This window comes from Agrobacterium sp. GW821-FHT14E08 (genome assembly GCF_058803865.1).
In genome coordinates this window covers 95,506-110,913 of record NZ_JBXAPJ010000003.1, presented here as the reverse complement: position 1 = coordinate 110,913, position 15,408 = coordinate 95,506, and the positions used below count along the sequence as shown (strand labels likewise).

Here is a 15,408-nt window from a genome sequence, read left to right as displayed (position 1 = left end):
GGGGCGGATAAACCGCATAAACCGGAAAAACCGGGCAAGGCAGATTAATGGCGATCAAAGCGAGCATCTATCATCTGACGCATTATAAATATGACAATCCGGTTCGCCTTGGACCACAGATCATAAGATTAAAGCCCGCCTCCCATTCCAGAACCCGCGTCATCAGCCATTCGCTCAAGGTTTCTCCCTCCAACCACTTCGTGAACCTTCAGCAGGACCCTTACGGCAACTACCTCGCCCGTTTCGTTTTTCCCGAGCCGGCGACGGAGTTCAAGATCGAGGTCGATCTTGTCGCCGATATGACGGTTTACAACCCGTTTGATTTCTTCGTCGAGGAAGAAGCGACCAAGTGGCCGTTCGATTATCCGCAGGAACTGCGGGAGGATCTGTCCATCTACATGAAACCGGAGCCGACCGGCCCCCTGTTCACAGCCTTCATGGCCACCGTCGACCGCGCGCCCGGACAGCCGACAGTCGATATGGTCGTCGGTCTCAACGCCCGTCTGCAACAGGAAATCGGCTACGTCATCCGCATGGAACCGGGGGTTCAGGCGCCTGAGGAAACGCTGGCTTCCGGCAAGGGATCGTGCCGCGACACCAGCTGGCTGCTGGTGCAGGTTCTGAGGCACCTCGGCCTTGCCGCACGGTTCGTGTCCGGATACCTCATTCAGCTGACACCCGATCTCAAGGCGCTCGACGGCCCCTCTGGAACCGAGGTGGATTTTACCGATCTGCATGCCTGGGCAGAGGTTTATATGCCCGGCGCCGGCTGGATCGGCCTTGACCCCACTTCCGGACTTCTGACCGGCGAGAGCCATATTCCGCTGGCAGCGACACCGCATTACCGCAACGCCGCACCGATTTCCGGCGGCTATTTCGGCGAGGCCAACACGGAATTTGCTTTCGACATGCAGGTTCGGCGCGTCGCCGAAACCCCGCGCATCACCAGGCCATTTTCCGATGATAGCTGGGAGAGCCTCAACGCACTCGGCGAAAAGGTCGATCAGGTTCTGGACGCTCACGACGTGCGATTGACCATGGGCGGCGAGCCGACCTTCGTTTCCATCGACGATTTCGAATCCGACGAATGGAACACCGGCGCGGTTGGACCGACGAAGCGCGAAAAGGCCGACGCCCTGATCCGCCGCCTGCGCGAACGTTTCGCCCCTGGCGGCTTTCTGCATTACGGGCAGGGCAAATGGTATCCCGGCGAGAGCCTGCCGCGCTGGACCTTTTCGCTTTACTGGCGGAAAGACGGAATGCCGATCTGGCAGGACCCGGCGCTGATCGCTGAAGAGGGGGCAGATGCCGGGGTCAAGGCCGAAGATGCGCAGAAGCTGCTCAGCGGCATCGCCACCCACCTTGGCATTGAAAGGGAACTGGTGCTGCCGGCCTATGAGGATCCGGCAGAATGGATCATCAAGGAAGGCAGCCTTCCCGACAATGTTGACCCATCCAATTCGAAACTGAAGGACCCCGAGGAGCGAAACCGTATTGCCCGTGTTTTCGAACGCGGCCTGACGACACCGACGGGTTATATTCTTCCGGTGCAAGCCTGGAACGCCAAGGCCAACGGCAAGCGCTGGGTCAGCGAGAAATGGAAGACACGGCGCGGCAAGATTTTCCTTGTTCCGGGCGACAGCCCGGTGGGATATCGCCTGCCGCTCGGCACATTGCCTTATGTGCCGCCATCCGCCTATCCCTATATCCACGAGGCCGACCCCTCGATCCCGCGAGGGCCGCTTCCAGACATATTCAAACCTTCCGGACGCACCATGCCGGAAGCCTCTTTCCATGCGGATGGAGTCGCGGCCCAGGAACGCGTCGAGCAGACACTCGGCGAAATTGGCGGTGCCGTGCGCACCGCCATGTCGGTGGAACCGCGCGATGGCCGGCTCTGCGTCTTCATGCCGCCGGTCGAACGCATCGAGGATTATCTCGAACTGATTGCAGCGGCGGAAGCTGCGGCGGCCGATCTCGGATTGCCCGTTCACATCGAAGGTTATGCGCCGCCGCATGATGAGCGCATCAATGTCATTCGCGTCGCGCCCGATCCCGGCGTCATCGAGGTCAATATCCACCCCGCCTCCAGCTGGAAGGATTGCGTCGACATCACGACCGCGGTCTATGATGAAGCGCGCCAGACGCGTCTCGGCGCAGACAAGTTCATGATCGATGGCCGCCATACCGGCACCGGTGGCGGCAACCATGTGGTGGTGGGCGGCGCCAACCCCAATGACAGCCCCTTCCTGCGCCGGCCCGATCTTCTGAAAAGCCTCGTTTTGCACTGGCAGCGGCATCCGTCCCTTTCCTATCTGTTCTCCGGCCTGTTCATCGGCCCGACAAGTCAGGCGCCACGCATCGACGAAGCCCGTCACGACAGTCTCTACGAGCTGGAAATCGCGCTTTCGCAGGTTCCTGCCCCCGGGGAGGGCGTGCCGCCGCTGCCCTGGCTGGTCGACCGCCTCTTCCGCAACCTCCTGACGGATGTCACGGGCAACACCCACCGGGCCGAAATCTGCATCGACAAGCTGTTTTCGCCGGACGGACCAACCGGCCGCCTCGGCCTTGTGGAATTCCGTGGCTTCGAAATGCCTCCGAATGCCCGCATGTCACTTGCCCAGCAATTGCTGGTGCGCGCCCTCATTGCCCGCTTCTGGCAGAACCCAGCCGGTGGTAAATTCGTGCGCTGGGGCACGGCGCTCGCCGATCGCTTCATGCTGCCGCATTATATCTGGGCGGATTTTCTGGATGTGCTTGCCGATCTCAGGGAAAACGGCTTCGACCTGAAGCCGGAATGGTTCACCGCCCAGCAGGAATTCCGTTTCCCCTTCTTCGGCGAAGTGGAATATGAGGGCGCGAAACTGGAATTGCGCCAGGCTCTGGAACCCTGGCATGTGATGGGCGAACAGGGCGCCATCGGGGGAACCGTGCGTTTTGTCGACTCTTCCGTCGAACGCCTGCAGGTTCGCCTCGAAACATCCAATCCGTCCCGTTACACCGTCGCCTGCAACGGACGCGCGGTTCCGCTTGCGACAACGGAGAACCGCAGCGTGGCGGTTGCCGGTGTCCGCTTCAAGGCATGGCAGCCCGCCTCCGGCCTGCATCCCGTTCTGCCCGTCAATTCACCCTTGACCTTTGACATTTATGATACATGGTCGAGGCGATCGATCGGCGGATGCATCTACCATGTTGCTCATCCGGGCGGGCGCAATTACGAGACGTTTCCCGTCAACGGCAACGAAGCGGAGGCACGCCGCCTCGCCCGTTTCGAACCATGGGGGCATACGGCAGGGCAATATCCGCTTCATGCGGAAACCGTGTCGCCAGAATTTCCGCTGACGCTTGATCTGCGTCGGCCATACGGAGTTTAAATTGTCCAAAGCCCCGGCAACGGAACGCAAGACGGAAACGAGCGCGCAACCGCGCGGGCTTGATTATTCCACCTTGCCGGGCGTGGCGGATGAAATGCTCGACACCAATGGCAAGGTCAGGCCGGTCTGGAAGAACCTGCTCGGCGCACTCTCGCGCATGTCTGAGCGCGAACTGCATGAACGCTTTGCCCGCACCGACCGCTATCTGCGCGATGCGGGCGTGTTCTACCGCGATTACGGCAAGGGCAGCAGCGAAAGAAACTGGCCAATCTCCCATATTCCGGTGCTGATCGACGACAGGGAATGGGCGGTTCTTTCCGAGGGGCTCAAACAGCGCGCCAATCTTCTCGAAGCCATGGTCGCCGATTTTTACGGCGAAAACCGGCTGGTGAAGGAAGGTTACGTGCCGCCGGCGCTGATCGCCTCCAATCCGGAATATCTGCGGCCGATGGTCGGCGTAAAACCGGCAAGCGGCCACTATCTGCATTTCTGCTCGTTTGAAATCGGGCGTGGACCTGATGGAAACTGGTGGGTGCTGGCCGACAGGACGCAGGCGCCTTCGGGCGCGGGTTTCGCGCTCGAAAACCGGGTGGCGACCACGCGTGCCCTGTCCGACATCTATGCGGAAACCCATGTGCACCGTCTCGCCTCGTTTTTTGGCGCTTTCCGCGACACATTGCAGGCGCACAGAAAACATCCCGATGACCGTATCGCGGTGCTGACGCCCGGACCCGCCAACGAAACCTATTTCGAACACGCCTATATAGCCCGTTATCTCGGCTTCATGCTGCTCGAGGGTGAGGATCTGACCGTCGTCAACGGCCGTGTCATGGTCAGAACCGTGGCCGGGCTGAAGCCGATCGGTGTGCTCTGGCGGCGTCTCGACGCTTCCTATTCCGATCCGCTGGAACTCAACCAGCAGTCCCATATCGGCACGCCCGGCATGGTGCAGGCGCTGCGCAACGAGGCGCTCACCATCGTCAATGCGCTTGGCAGCGGTATTCTCGAAACGCGAGCCTTGCTTTCTTTCATGCCGCGAGTCTGCCGCCACCTTCTTGGCGAAGACCTGAAGCTGCCATCGATCGCGACCTGGTGGTGCGGGCAGGAATCGGAACGACGCCACGTTGCCGGCAACATCGAAGGCATGGTTATCGGTCCGGCCTATTCCCGGCTTCCCTTCTTCGACGACAACGGCCAATCGGTGCTGGGCTCTTCCCTGCGTGAAACGGCGAAGGAATCGATCAGCGACTGGCTCGCCTCGGACGGCCACAGGCTGGTCGGCCAGGAGGTGGTCACACTCTCCACCACGCCGGCCTATGTCGACAACAAGCTCGTGCCTCGCCCGATGAGCCTTCGCGTTTTTGCCGCCCGCACCCAGGATGGCTGGCAGATCATGCCTGGCGGTTTTGCGCGGATCGGCAGCAGCAACGACGTGTCCGCCATCGCCATGCAATCGGGCGGCAGTGCGGCGGATGTCTGGATCGTCAGTGACAAGCCGGTGGAACGCACCACGCTTTTGCCGGCGGAAGAGAGCTTCACCCGCAACATGCCGGGCAGCCTGCCAAGCCGGGCCGCTGACAACCTCTTCTGGCTCGGTCGCTATATCGAGCGATCGGAAGGCGCATTGCGCATCCTGCGTGCCTGGCACGGGCGTTATGCCGAATCGGCCGATCCGCGCCAGCCGCTGCTTGCCCATGTGACGCGTTATCTCGAAGCGCTGGATGTGGAGATGAACGATGCCGTGCCGGAAAGCCTGCTGAATAATATCAACAGCGCGGTTTATTCCGCCAGCAACATCCGCGACCGCTTTTCACCGGATGGATGGTTGGCGCTGAACGACCTTGCCAAAACCGCCCGCCGGTTCCACGCCAAGGTGGCGCCTGGCGACGACGCAACGCACGCCATGACGATCCTATTGCGCAAGCTTGCCGGCTTTGCCGGTCTCGTGCACGAAAACATGTATCGTTTCACCGGCTGGCGTTTCCTGTCAATCGGCCGCTATCTCGAACGTGGTCTGCATATGACGCGGCTACTCGGCCATATGACCGGACCCGATGCGCCCGATGGATCCTATGACATGCTGCTGGAAATCGGCGACAGCGTCATGACCCATCGCCGCCGCTATAATGTCAGCACGGCGGGATTGACCGTCACCGATCTCCTGGCGCTTGATCCGCTCAACCCACGGTCCATCCTGTTTCAGCTGAACGAGATCCGCACCGAGGTGGAACAGCTTCCGAACGCCTTTGTAAACGGGCAGATGTCGCCCTTTTACCGCGAGGCGATGCGGCTGCATTCCGGCCTTGCCGTCATGACGCCGGAAAACATGAACGGCGCGATTTATCGCCAGCTCGAAACGGACATGGAACATTTGTCCGATGTTCTCGCCCGAACCTATCTCGGATAAATCGATGCTTTACGATCTTTCCCTGCATATGGGTTACACCTACGACACACCGGCCCATGGTGCGCGGCACATCATCCGTGTCCTGCCTTTGTCCATCCCCGGCCGGCAGCGGCTTGTCGCCGGATCTCTCGATGTTTCTCCTGTGCCGGAAGAACGCGTCGTTTTCGACGACTTCTTCCATCAATCGGCCACCTCCGTGCATCTGCGCGCGCCGCATGAGAAGCTGGATATCCGCATGCAGGCGCGTGTGATGGTCGAGGCGGCGGCCCTGACGGCCGATTTTTCACCGGAGCTTTCAAGGTTGCCGCAAGATCTTGCCGATGTCTGGTCGCTCGATTTCCAGTCGCCGCACCATTTCATCGGCACCAGCCCGAGAATAGGGATGGATGCGGCGATCTCGGCCTATGCGCGGGAATTGCTGAAACCCGGAATGACCATTCGCGAAATCGCGCTTGCAATGTGCAAGCGCATCCATAAGGACTTCACCTATGACGGTGAGGCGACGACCGTGGATACGACACCGTCCGAAGCCTTCAAGCTGAAACGCGGCGTCTGCCAGGATTTTTCGCATATCATGATCATGGCGCTGCGCAGCCTCGGCATTCCCGCCGGTTATGTCAGCGGCTTCCTGCGCACCATTCCGCCGCCGGGCAAGGAACGCCTGGAAGGCGCCGATGCGATGCATGCCTGGGTCCGCATCTGGTGCGGCGAGGCCACCGGCTATCTGGAACTCGACCCCACCAATGACATCGTGGCCGGAAGCGACCACATCGTTGTCGGTTATGGCCGGGACTATTCCGACGTCGCGCCGGTGATCGGGGTATTAAAGAGCTATGGCAACCAGCAGATAAAGCAGGCCGTTGACGTCATCCCCGTCCAGCAATGACGCAGGGTGTGTTATTTCGAGCTTTGCACAAACCAATTCTTGAAAATACTTCAAAAACTGCACCAATTTGAACGCTGCATAAAATTGAACCCATAACGTTAGCGGATTTTACATCGTTTACGGGTTTCCTGCGCTCAGTCGTATATTCCAATCGGTGAGCCCTGTCATGACCGCCTCCTCACATCAAAAACTGAAGCGCCGTTTCTTTAGCGATACGAGCGGTAATTTCGGCATCATGACGGCAATATTGCTGCCGGTGCTGCTGGGGTTTGCCGGAGCCGGCATGGAGCTGGCGAATGTGATGCAGGTGAAAGCGGACTTGCAGAATACGGCGGATTCAGCGGCCCTTGCGGCGGCGACCGAGGCTCGTTTGAAGGAAGGCGCACTGACCGACGAACAAATCAAGGAGATCGCCAAGGCCTTCATCGCCAGCCAGCTGGAAAAGAACCTGACGGAGGAAGAGAAGAAGGCAATCGAGAAGAATTCGCCAATCAATGTCGGTACGACGGAAGATACCCGTGGCAAGACTTACACAATCGAGACCACGATCAACCGCGAGATACAGCTCAATCCCCTGCTTGGATTAGTCGGGGTAAAAACACTTGAAGTTTCGGCAACCGGTACCGCAAAGAGCACGGTCAACAAGGGCGCGCCGATTTCCATGTATCTGGTGCTGGACCGCTCGGGTTCGATGTCCTTCAAGACCGATACCGTCGACACCAAAAAAACGTCGTGCCAGAACTACACGTCCGATAACTGGGGCAGCTATCCCAATCTCAAGAACACATCGCCCTGCTACGTTAACAAGGCCGCATCGTTGAAAACCGCAGTCGGCTTTCTCGTCGCCACCTTGAACAAGGCCGATCCTACCTCTGCCCTTAGTGGCGGTTCCCAGCTCGTTCGAACAGGTGCTTCGGTTTACACCCACGAGAGCTACGCGGCTCAGGCAATCAACTGGGGTACGAGCGGCGTTGTCAGCTATGTGGACAAAAACATCCCGGAATTTCCATCCGGTGGCACGGACGCCACGAGCGGCCTGAACGCCGCTTACGCCGCCCTGAAAAAGGCGAATACAACCGAAGCGAACGCCCACAAGGCGAAGAAAAGCGAATCCTTCGAGCGTTACATCGTCCTCATGACAGACGGCGAAATGACGGGGTACAGCGCCAATTGGAACTCCACTATCGACCAGACGGTGCGCAACACCTGCGATACGGCCAAAAAGGACGGCATCAAGATTTTCAGCGTGGCTTTCATGGCGCCGGACAAGGGCAAATCCCTGCTGCAATATTGCGCCTCAAACCTCGACAATTATTACGCGCCGGAAAATATGGAGCAGATCGTCACCGCCTTCGGTGAAATCGCCCGCAAGGCTGCCGGCAGCATAGCCACACTGACCAACTGATGAAAATTCGGCGAGCGAGGCCCTGAGACGGCCTCGTTTGCAAGGAGCGATGCTTCCTGGCGATCCTGTCCGGCTGCATGGCTGGCAAGGCGTGCGCGGCAGGTGACAGCGGCGGCGGCCCGTGGCATAGGAGGGCGCTCCCATTCCCAAGGCCCTGTCATGATCCGTATTGAAAATATCAGCAAGTCGAACAGTCACCGCATTCTCTACATCGAGGCCTCCGCCGCGCTCAATCGCGGTGAGAAGATTGGCCTTGTCGGCCCGAACGGCGCTGGCAAGACCACGCTGTTCCGGATGATCACCGGTGAGGAACAGCCCGATGAGGGACAGGTCGTCGCCGAAAAGGGCATGACGGTTGGTTATTTCAATCAGGATGTCGGTGAAATGTCCGGTCGCTCCGCCGTGGCCGAAGTCATGGAAGGCGCCGGCCCGGTCAGCGAAGTGGCGGCTGAGCTCAGGCAACTGGAAGCTGCCATGTCCGATCCTGACCGGATGGACGAGATGGACGCCATCATCGAACGTTATGGCGAAGTGCAGGCGCGGTATGAGGAGCTGGACGGCTATGCGCTGGAGGGCCGTGCCCGCGAGGTTCTGGACGGCCTCAGCTTCAGCCAGGAGATGATGGACGGTGATGTCGGCAAACTTTCCGGCGGCTGGAAGATGCGCGTGGCGCTCGCCCGCATTCTTCTGATGCGCCCGGACGTGATGCTGCTCGACGAACCCTCGAACCATCTCGATCTTGAAAGCCTGATCTGGCTCGAGGATTTTCTGAAGAATTATGACGGCGCGCTTTTGATGACCTCGCACGACCGCGAATTCATGAACCGCATCGTCACCAAGATCATCGAGATCGACGGCGGCAGCCTCACCACCTATTCCGGCGATTACGGCTTTTACGAACAGCAGCGCGCGCAGAACGAAAAACAGCAGCAGGCACAGTTCGAGCGCCAGCAGGCCATGCTTGCCAAGGAAATCAAATTCATTGAGCGCTTCAAGGCGCGCGCCTCGCATGCCGCGCAGGTGCAGAGCCGGGTGAAGAAACTCGACAAGATCGACCGTGTCGAACCGCCGCGGCGGCGCCAGACGGTCGCTTTCGAATTTGCGCCTGCTCCCAGATCCGGTGAGGATGTCGTCGCGCTGAAAAAAGTGAACAAGGCCTATGGCAGCCGCACGATCTATGGTGAACTGGACTTCATGGTACGCCGTAAGGAACGCTGGTGCATCATGGGCGTCAACGGCGCCGGAAAATCGACATTGCTAAAACTGGTGACCGGCGCAACCGAGCCGGATTCCGGCAATGTCACGATCGGCGCCAGCGTCAAGCTCGGTTATTTCGCTCAGCATGCCATGGATGTTCTGGATGGTGACAGCACCATTCTCGAATGGCTGGAAGAACGCTTTCCGAAAGCCGGGCAAGCGCCGCTGCGCGCCCTCGCCGGCTGTTTCGGCTTTTCTGGCGACGACGTGGAAAAACGCTGCCGCGTCCTCTCCGGCGGCGAAAAAGCCCGTCTCGTCATGGCGGCCATGCTGTTTGATCCGCCGAATTTCCTCGTTCTGGACGAACCGACGAACCATCTCGATCTCGACACCAAGGAAATGCTGATCAAGGCCCTGTCGCAATATGAAGGCACGATGCTGTTCGTTTCCCACGATCGCCATTTCCTCGCCGCCCTTTCAAACCGGGTGCTGGAGCTGACGCCCGATGGCATCCACCAATATGGCGGCGGATACACGGAATATGTGGAAAGCACCGGACAGGAAGCGCCGGGTCTGCGGAGCTAGCCAACGACCGAACGCATAAGGCGCCGCGACGGCAGGTTTCGTAACCGATACTGGAGAAGCAGATGCGGATCGTGGTCTATAGCGCCAAACCCTATGACAGGCAGTTTCTTGACGCCGCTACCCCGTCCGGCATGCGGATGCAATATTGCGAAGCGCGCCTCTCCCTTGAGACGGTGGCTCTCGCTAAAGGAGCTACCGCGATCTGCGCCTTCGTCAACGACGATCTGTCGCGACCCGTGCTCGAGAAGCTGGTGGAGATGGGTGTGCGGCTCGTCGCCCTGCGCTGCGCCGGCTTCAATCAGGTTGATCTCGCGGCGGCCGAGACGCTGGGCCTGACAATCGCCCGTGTCCCCGCTTATTCGCCCTATGCAGTCGCCGAGCATACCATGGCGCTCATCCTGGCGCTCAACCGCAAGATTCACCGCGCCTATAACCGGGTGCGGGAAGGCAACTTCGCCCTTGATGGTCTGCTTGGTTTCGATCTGCACGGCAAGACGGTCGGCATCGTCGGCACGGGAAAGATCGGGGCGATTTTTGCGCGCATCGCGGCCGGCTTCGGCTGCCGTCTCATCGGGCATGATCCATATCCGAATCCCGATTGCGAGGCCCTGGGCATGGTTTATGTTGCCCGGGAGGAATTGCTCCGCACATCGGACATTCTTGCGCTGATGTGCCCGCTTACACCTCAGACCCGCCATCTGATCCGCAGGGAAACGTTACCACTGCTGAAAAAAGGCGTGATGCTCGTCAACACCAGCCGCGGCGCAATCATCGATACGCGGGCCGCGATTGCAGCTCTGAAGGATGGCACGATCGGCAGTCTCGGCATTGATGTCTACGAGGAGGAGGCCGATCTCTTCTTCGAGGATCTTTCCAACGACGTGCTGCGCGACGATGTCTTCGCGCGACTGCTGACCTTCCCCAATGTTCTGGTCACTGGCCATCAGGGTTTCTTCACGCAGGAAGCTCTCAAGAATATCGCGGACACCACGATCGGCAACATCCAGAGCTTCTTCGACACCGGCAAAGCCCTGCACACCGTTTCCACCCAGCAGCTGGCAAACCCTGCCTGAATCGCCGCAGCCGACCAAAAGCCTTTCAACAGGGAACCGAAATCGTCCTTGGTGCAATTGCCCGTGCCAAATCCCCGGTATAGGTTTCGGCGATCTTTTGAACGCTTTCACACCGGACCGGTCGGATAACAGATGCAACTCAAGGACTGCTACAATTTCCACGACTTTCGCCGCATGGCGAAGCAGCGTCTTCCCGGACCGATCTTCAACTACATAGACGGTGCCGCCGATGACGAGGTGACGTACCGCCGCAACACGGCCGCCTTCGAGAACTGTGATCTCGTTCCCGACGTGTTGCGCGGCGTCGCGGATGTGGACATGTCTGTCACCGTCATGGGCCAGAAGCTGGCGATGCCGGTCTATTGTTCCCCGACGGCGCTGCAGCGGCTCTTTCACCATCAGGGTGAGCGGGCAGTCGCGGCGGCTGCGGGAAAATATGGCACCATGTTCGGCGTCTCCTCGCTTGGCACCACCAGCCTCGAGGAAGCGCGCCGCATCAGCGGCGGGTCGCAGGTCTATCAGTTCTATTTCCACAAGGACCGTGGCCTAAACCGCGATATGATGGCACGGGCCAAAACTGCTGGCGTGCAGACGATGATGCTGACGGTGGACAGCATCACGGGTGGAAACCGCGAACGGGACAAGCGCACCGGCTTTGCCATTCCCTTCAAGCTCAATCTGTCCGGCATCGCGCAATTCGCAATCAAGCCTGCCTGGGGCATTAATTACCTGACGCATGAGCGCTTCAGCCTGCCGCAGCTTGACGGCCACATCAAAATGGATGGTGGCGCGCTCTCCATCAGCCGCTATTTCACCGAAATGCTCGACCCTTCCATGAACTGGGACGATGTGGCGCAGATGGTGCGCGAATGGGGCGGCCCCTTTTGCCTGAAGGGGATCATGTCCGTCGATGACGCAAGACGCGCCGTCGAGATCGGCTGCAGCGGCATTGTGCTTTCCAATCACGGCGGCCGCCAGCTGGATGGCTCCCGCAGCGCCTTCGATCAGCTCTCCGAAATTGTCGATGCGGTCGGTGACCGGATCGACGTCATGATGGATGGCGGCGTGCAGCGCGGGACGCATGTTCTCAAGGCGCTCTCTCTCGGGGCGAAGGCCGTGGGGCTTGGCCGCTATTATCTTTTCCCGCTCGCTGCCGCCGGGCAATCCGGTGTGGAGCGCGCTCTTGAGCTGATGCGTATCGAGATCGAGCGCGGCATGAAGCTGATGGGTTGCACCACGGTCGATCAACTGACGCGCCGGAACGTGCGGTTTCGCGACTAAGATGGGTGGAAAAGAGTGAGTTGGGTTTTCACCAGCGAGCCAGAGTAGTGTTAGAGCCGGCCACTGGCATCACATGCCATTTCAGCCGCATTTCGCCGATGTTCCAGAAGCGCCGCGCCGATACTCCAGATAAGCGCCAGACAAATCAGCCCGCAGACACCGCCCGCCATCAATGAACGATGGCGCCTGGCGCCGGAAAGAAACAGCCATCCAACAATGGCGTAGACCGCGAGCGCCGGCACGGCTGCGATCAGCACGGACATCGGCCCATCGCAATCAACGGCATCAATGCCGATAGCGCGATATTGATTTGGCGTTCCCAACACCCCAAGGGCTGCGACGGGAAACATCGCAGCTAAAACGGCATAACGGAAAAATCGAGGCGTATCGGGCATGGCTTCTCCATAGCCGGATAAAAACTGTGCGAACCGGCAAGAGACCCGGTGAATGGACGTTTGCCGACAGCCGCAGCTTCACAATCCTTTTTCCGAGTTATTGGGTTGAGGATTGCCCGCTTTTGCGGAGAAATCCAGCATTTTGACTAATGCGAACTTGGCAGGTCATGCAGATTATGATTATGGTTGCATCGTGCAACCATAATGGATTTCAGCGTGTCTCAGCAACCCTTCCCCATAAACGACATCCGCTCCACCTCGCGACGCCTTGTCCGCGAACTCGGTTTCATGGGCGGGGGTTTCGCTGGCACCGATTTGCCGCCCTCTGCCGTCCATGCGCTGATTGAGCTCGACGCCTGCCCGGGCATCACGGCGCGTGATCTGGGCAAACTGCTCCGGCTTGAGAAATCAAGCATCAGCCGCATGCTCCGCAAGCTTGTTCTATCTGGTGATGTTCTGGAGGAGACGGATGGGGAGGATAGTCGCATCAAACGGCTGTATCTCACCGGACGAGGACAGGAGAGGGTTGGAGCAATTCACGGCTTTGCAAACCGGCAGGTCTCGAGCGCCATGATGCGGCTTACGCCGGCGGACGGACATACGATCCTCGAAGGGCTGCGCCTTTACGCCGATGCGCTGGGAGACCGGGGCGAGGCCGCTACGCCCGCGATCGAAATCGTCGAAGGTTACAGGCCGGGCCTCATTGCCCGCATCACGCAGATGCACGCGCTCTATTACGCCCGGACATCGGGTTTCGGCCAGCGCTTCGAATCCGTTGTCGCCGAAGGTCTCGCCTCCTTTTGCAACCGGCTCGAAAACCCGAAAAATGCAATATGGGTCGCAATGCGGGGACAGGAGATCATCGGCTCCGTTGCCATCGACGGCGAGGATCTGGGATCCGGTATCGCGCATCTGCGCTGGTTCATTGTCGATGATGGCGTGCGTGGAGGCGGGGTCGGACGCCGGCTGCTGGCGGCTGCACTTGCCTTTGCAGATGAAAAGGCCTTCGCTGAGACCCATCTATGGACGTTCAACGGCCTTCTGGCCGCACGGCATCTTTATGAAGCCAATGGCTTTACGTGTATGGAGGAACATCCGGGCAGCCAGTGGGGAAGCGAGGTTCTGGAACAGCGTTTTGTCAGGCACCTGAAGGGTAAAGCTGTTTTCTCCGTCAGTGATTAGACGCTACTCAGCAAGAGGCTGGTTTCGCTGTTCGAGACACCGTCTATCATGCGGACCTCGCGCAGCACGCGATCGAAATCCGAGAGGCTTCCGGCGCGAATATTGGCCACGAGGTCCCAGTTGCCATTGGTGGTGTGCAGCGAGGAAATCTCTGCGATGCCACGCAGCTTGCGGATGACCTGCGTGGTGGATTTGCCCATGACCTCGATCATCATGACCGCATGCACCGCCCGGTCATCATAATCCTCACGCACACGCACGGTAAAACCAAGCAGCGTGCCGGTTTCCGTCAACCGGTCCAACCTGTTTTGAACCGTACCGCGCGCCACGCCCAATACATCGGACAGCTTGGCCAGCGAGGCGCGGCCGTCGACCCTCAGATGGGCAATGATTTGCCGGTCTAGCTCATCGGGCATGTATTTGGCGATGCTCATTGAAATTCCTGACAGAATTGACAACAGGACTGAGCATATTGTGCAAAATAGTTTCAGAAATAACAAGGTTTTGCGATTTCGGTTGAACAGGTGTGGCGGATATCCTCATTCCAACAAGTGAGGAGTTGCCCATATGCCCCTGTCCCCATCCGCCAAAGCCCTTATCCCCTTCGTCAGCGTCGAAAACATGATGCGCCTCGTGCATCATATCGGCATCGAGCAGATGCTCGTTGAGCTAACCGACGCCATCGAAGCCGATTTTCGCCGATGGGAGTGCTTCGACAAGACACCCCGCGTTGCCTCCCATTCCCGCGAAGGCGTCATCGAACTGATGCCAACATCAGACGGTGAGATTTACGGCTTCAAATATGTGAACGGCCATCCGAAAAACATGGCCGAGGGGCTCCAGACCGTGACCGCTTTCGGCCTGCTTGCCTCAGTCTCGACCGGTTATCCAGTGCTTTTGACCGAGATGACGCTCCTGACGGCGCTGCGCACTGCCGCCACCTCGGCAATGGCCGCCCGCCATCTTGCGCCGAAGGGTGCCGACACCATGGCGATGATCGGCAACGGAGCTCAGGCGGAATTCCAGGCGCTGGCCATGAAGGCGGTACTCGGCATAAAGGAAGTGCGCCTTTACGACATCGACCCCCGCGCCACCGAAAAGACAGCCGCGAACCTGAAAGGGAGCGGCCTGACCGTGACCCCATGCAAATCGGCACAGGCCGCAATCGAAGGGGCCGGCATCGTCACCACCTGCACCGCCGACAAGCAATATGCGACAATCCTGACCGACAATATGGTCGGCGCCGGTGTGCACATCAACGCCATCGGCGGCGATTGTCCCGGCAAGACGGAACTGCACAGGGATATATTGCTGCGCGCCGACACCTTCGTTGAATATCCGCCGCAGACGCGTATCGAGGGTGAAATTCAGCAGATGGACCCGGATTATCCGGTGACCGAGCTTTGGAAAGTAATCGTCGGCGAAGCCGAAGGACGGCGGGACGCAGGCCAGATCACCCTGTTCGACAGCGTCGGTTTCGCCATAGAGGACTTTTCCGCACTGCGTTACGTGCGCGGAAAGCTGGAGGGCTCCGCCTTTTACCAGGAGATCGACATCATCGCCGATCCCGATGATCCACGCGATCTCTTCGGCATGCTGCAACGCGCCCGGGCCTGAGGAGCA

The 15,408-nt window shown here is 59.4% G+C and carries 11 protein-coding genes; 9 read left to right on the top strand and 2 right to left on the bottom strand.

Features of this window, described 5'->3' with window-relative positions; translation table 11 throughout:
• Positions 1 to 47: 47 nt before the first annotated feature.
• From AC1ROR_RS13255 to AC1ROR_RS13225, 7 genes are all read left to right on the top strand, one after another.
• Complete coding sequence (locus AC1ROR_RS13255; protein WP_498589672.1) at positions 48 to 3,374, top strand: transglutaminase family protein; 3,327 nt, start codon at positions 48 to 50, stop codon at positions 3,372 to 3,374.
• A 1-nt stretch (position 3,375) separates the two neighbouring features.
• Positions 3,376 to 5,781: a circularly permuted type 2 ATP-grasp protein gene (locus AC1ROR_RS13250; protein WP_035225027.1), complete on the top strand. Its 2,406-nt coding sequence runs from the start codon at positions 3,376 to 3,378 to the stop codon at positions 5,779 to 5,781.
• A 4-nt stretch (positions 5,782 to 5,785) separates the two neighbouring features.
• The gene (locus AC1ROR_RS13245; RefSeq protein WP_498589671.1) at positions 5,786 to 6,667 is read left to right on the top strand and encodes a transglutaminase family protein; all 882 of its coding nucleotides are present in this window, start codon (positions 5,786 to 5,788) and stop codon (positions 6,665 to 6,667) included.
• A gap of 166 nt (positions 6,668 to 6,833) precedes the next feature.
• Entirely contained in the window at positions 6,834 to 8,072 is a 1,239-nt protein-coding gene (locus tag AC1ROR_RS13240) for a TadE/TadG family type IV pilus assembly protein (protein ID WP_035225029.1), read from the top strand.
• 159 nt (positions 8,073 to 8,231) lie between these two features.
• Positions 8,232 to 9,854 carry a ribosomal protection-like ABC-F family protein gene (abc-f, locus tag AC1ROR_RS13235; RefSeq protein WP_498589670.1) on the top strand — a complete coding sequence of 541 codons (1,623 nt, stop codon included), beginning with the start codon at positions 8,232 to 8,234 and terminating at the stop codon, positions 9,852 to 9,854.
• Positions 9,855 to 9,916: 62 nt separating this feature from the next.
• Complete coding sequence (locus AC1ROR_RS13230) at positions 9,917 to 10,927, top strand: 2-hydroxyacid dehydrogenase (RefSeq protein WP_498589669.1); 1,011 nt, start codon at positions 9,917 to 9,919, stop codon at positions 10,925 to 10,927.
• A 132-nt stretch (positions 10,928 to 11,059) separates the two neighbouring features.
• The gene (locus AC1ROR_RS13225) at positions 11,060 to 12,208 is read left to right on the top strand and encodes an alpha-hydroxy acid oxidase (protein ID WP_498589668.1); all 1,149 of its coding nucleotides are present in this window, start codon (positions 11,060 to 11,062) and stop codon (positions 12,206 to 12,208) included.
• 50 nt (positions 12,209 to 12,258) lie between these two features.
• On the opposite strand, the gene AC1ROR_RS13220 is transcribed toward AC1ROR_RS13225, so the two are convergent.
• On the bottom strand, positions 12,259 to 12,603 hold the full coding sequence (locus AC1ROR_RS13220; RefSeq protein WP_498589667.1) for a hypothetical protein: 345 nt from the start codon (positions 12,601 to 12,603) through the stop codon (positions 12,259 to 12,261).
• A 204-nt stretch (positions 12,604 to 12,807) separates the two neighbouring features.
• Here AC1ROR_RS13220 and AC1ROR_RS13215 point away from each other — a divergent pair, with 204 nt between their 5' ends.
• On the top strand, positions 12,808 to 13,785 hold the full coding sequence (locus tag AC1ROR_RS13215) for a MarR family winged helix-turn-helix transcriptional regulator (protein WP_498589666.1): 978 nt from the start codon (positions 12,808 to 12,810) through the stop codon (positions 13,783 to 13,785).
• Here the strand turns inward: AC1ROR_RS13215 and AC1ROR_RS13210 are convergent.
• Positions 13,782 to 14,219 (bottom strand): Lrp/AsnC family transcriptional regulator, encoded by a 438-nt coding sequence (locus tag AC1ROR_RS13210; RefSeq protein WP_498589665.1) that lies wholly within the window; start codon positions 14,217 to 14,219, stop codon positions 13,782 to 13,784. The two genes, AC1ROR_RS13215 and AC1ROR_RS13210, sit on opposite strands and share 4 nt — an antisense overlap.
• A gap of 133 nt (positions 14,220 to 14,352) precedes the next feature.
• Between AC1ROR_RS13210 and ocd the strand changes: the two genes are divergently transcribed.
• Positions 14,353 to 15,402: an ornithine cyclodeaminase gene (gene ocd / locus AC1ROR_RS13205; RefSeq protein ID WP_498589664.1), complete on the top strand. Its 1,050-nt coding sequence runs from the start codon at positions 14,353 to 14,355 to the stop codon at positions 15,400 to 15,402.
• The last annotated feature ends 6 nt before the right edge of the window (positions 15,403 to 15,408 follow it).

Coding starts and splice junctions, on each gene's coding strand:
- AC1ROR_RS13255 (WP_498589672.1), top strand. CDS start 48: ATGGCGATCAAAGCGAGCATCTATCATCTGACGCATTATAAATATGAC.
- AC1ROR_RS13245 (WP_498589671.1), top strand. CDS start 5,786: ATGCTTTACGATCTTTCCCTGCATATGGGTTACACCTACGACACACCG.
- AC1ROR_RS13240 (WP_035225029.1), top strand. CDS start 6,834: ATGACCGCCTCCTCACATCAAAAACTGAAGCGCCGTTTCTTTAGCGAT.
- abc-f (WP_498589670.1), top strand. CDS start 8,232: ATGATCCGTATTGAAAATATCAGCAAGTCGAACAGTCACCGCATTCTC.
- AC1ROR_RS13230 (WP_498589669.1), top strand. CDS start 9,917: ATGCGGATCGTGGTCTATAGCGCCAAACCCTATGACAGGCAGTTTCTT.
- AC1ROR_RS13225 (WP_498589668.1), top strand. CDS start 11,060: ATGCAACTCAAGGACTGCTACAATTTCCACGACTTTCGCCGCATGGCG.
- AC1ROR_RS13220 (WP_498589667.1), bottom strand. CDS start 12,603: ATGCCCGATACGCCTCGATTTTTCCGTTATGCCGTTTTAGCTGCGATG.
- AC1ROR_RS13215 (WP_498589666.1), top strand. CDS start 12,808: ATGGATTTCAGCGTGTCTCAGCAACCCTTCCCCATAAACGACATCCGC.
- AC1ROR_RS13210 (WP_498589665.1), bottom strand. CDS start 14,219: ATGAGCATCGCCAAATACATGCCCGATGAGCTAGACCGGCAAATCATT.
- ocd (WP_498589664.1), top strand. CDS start 14,353: ATGCCCCTGTCCCCATCCGCCAAAGCCCTTATCCCCTTCGTCAGCGTC.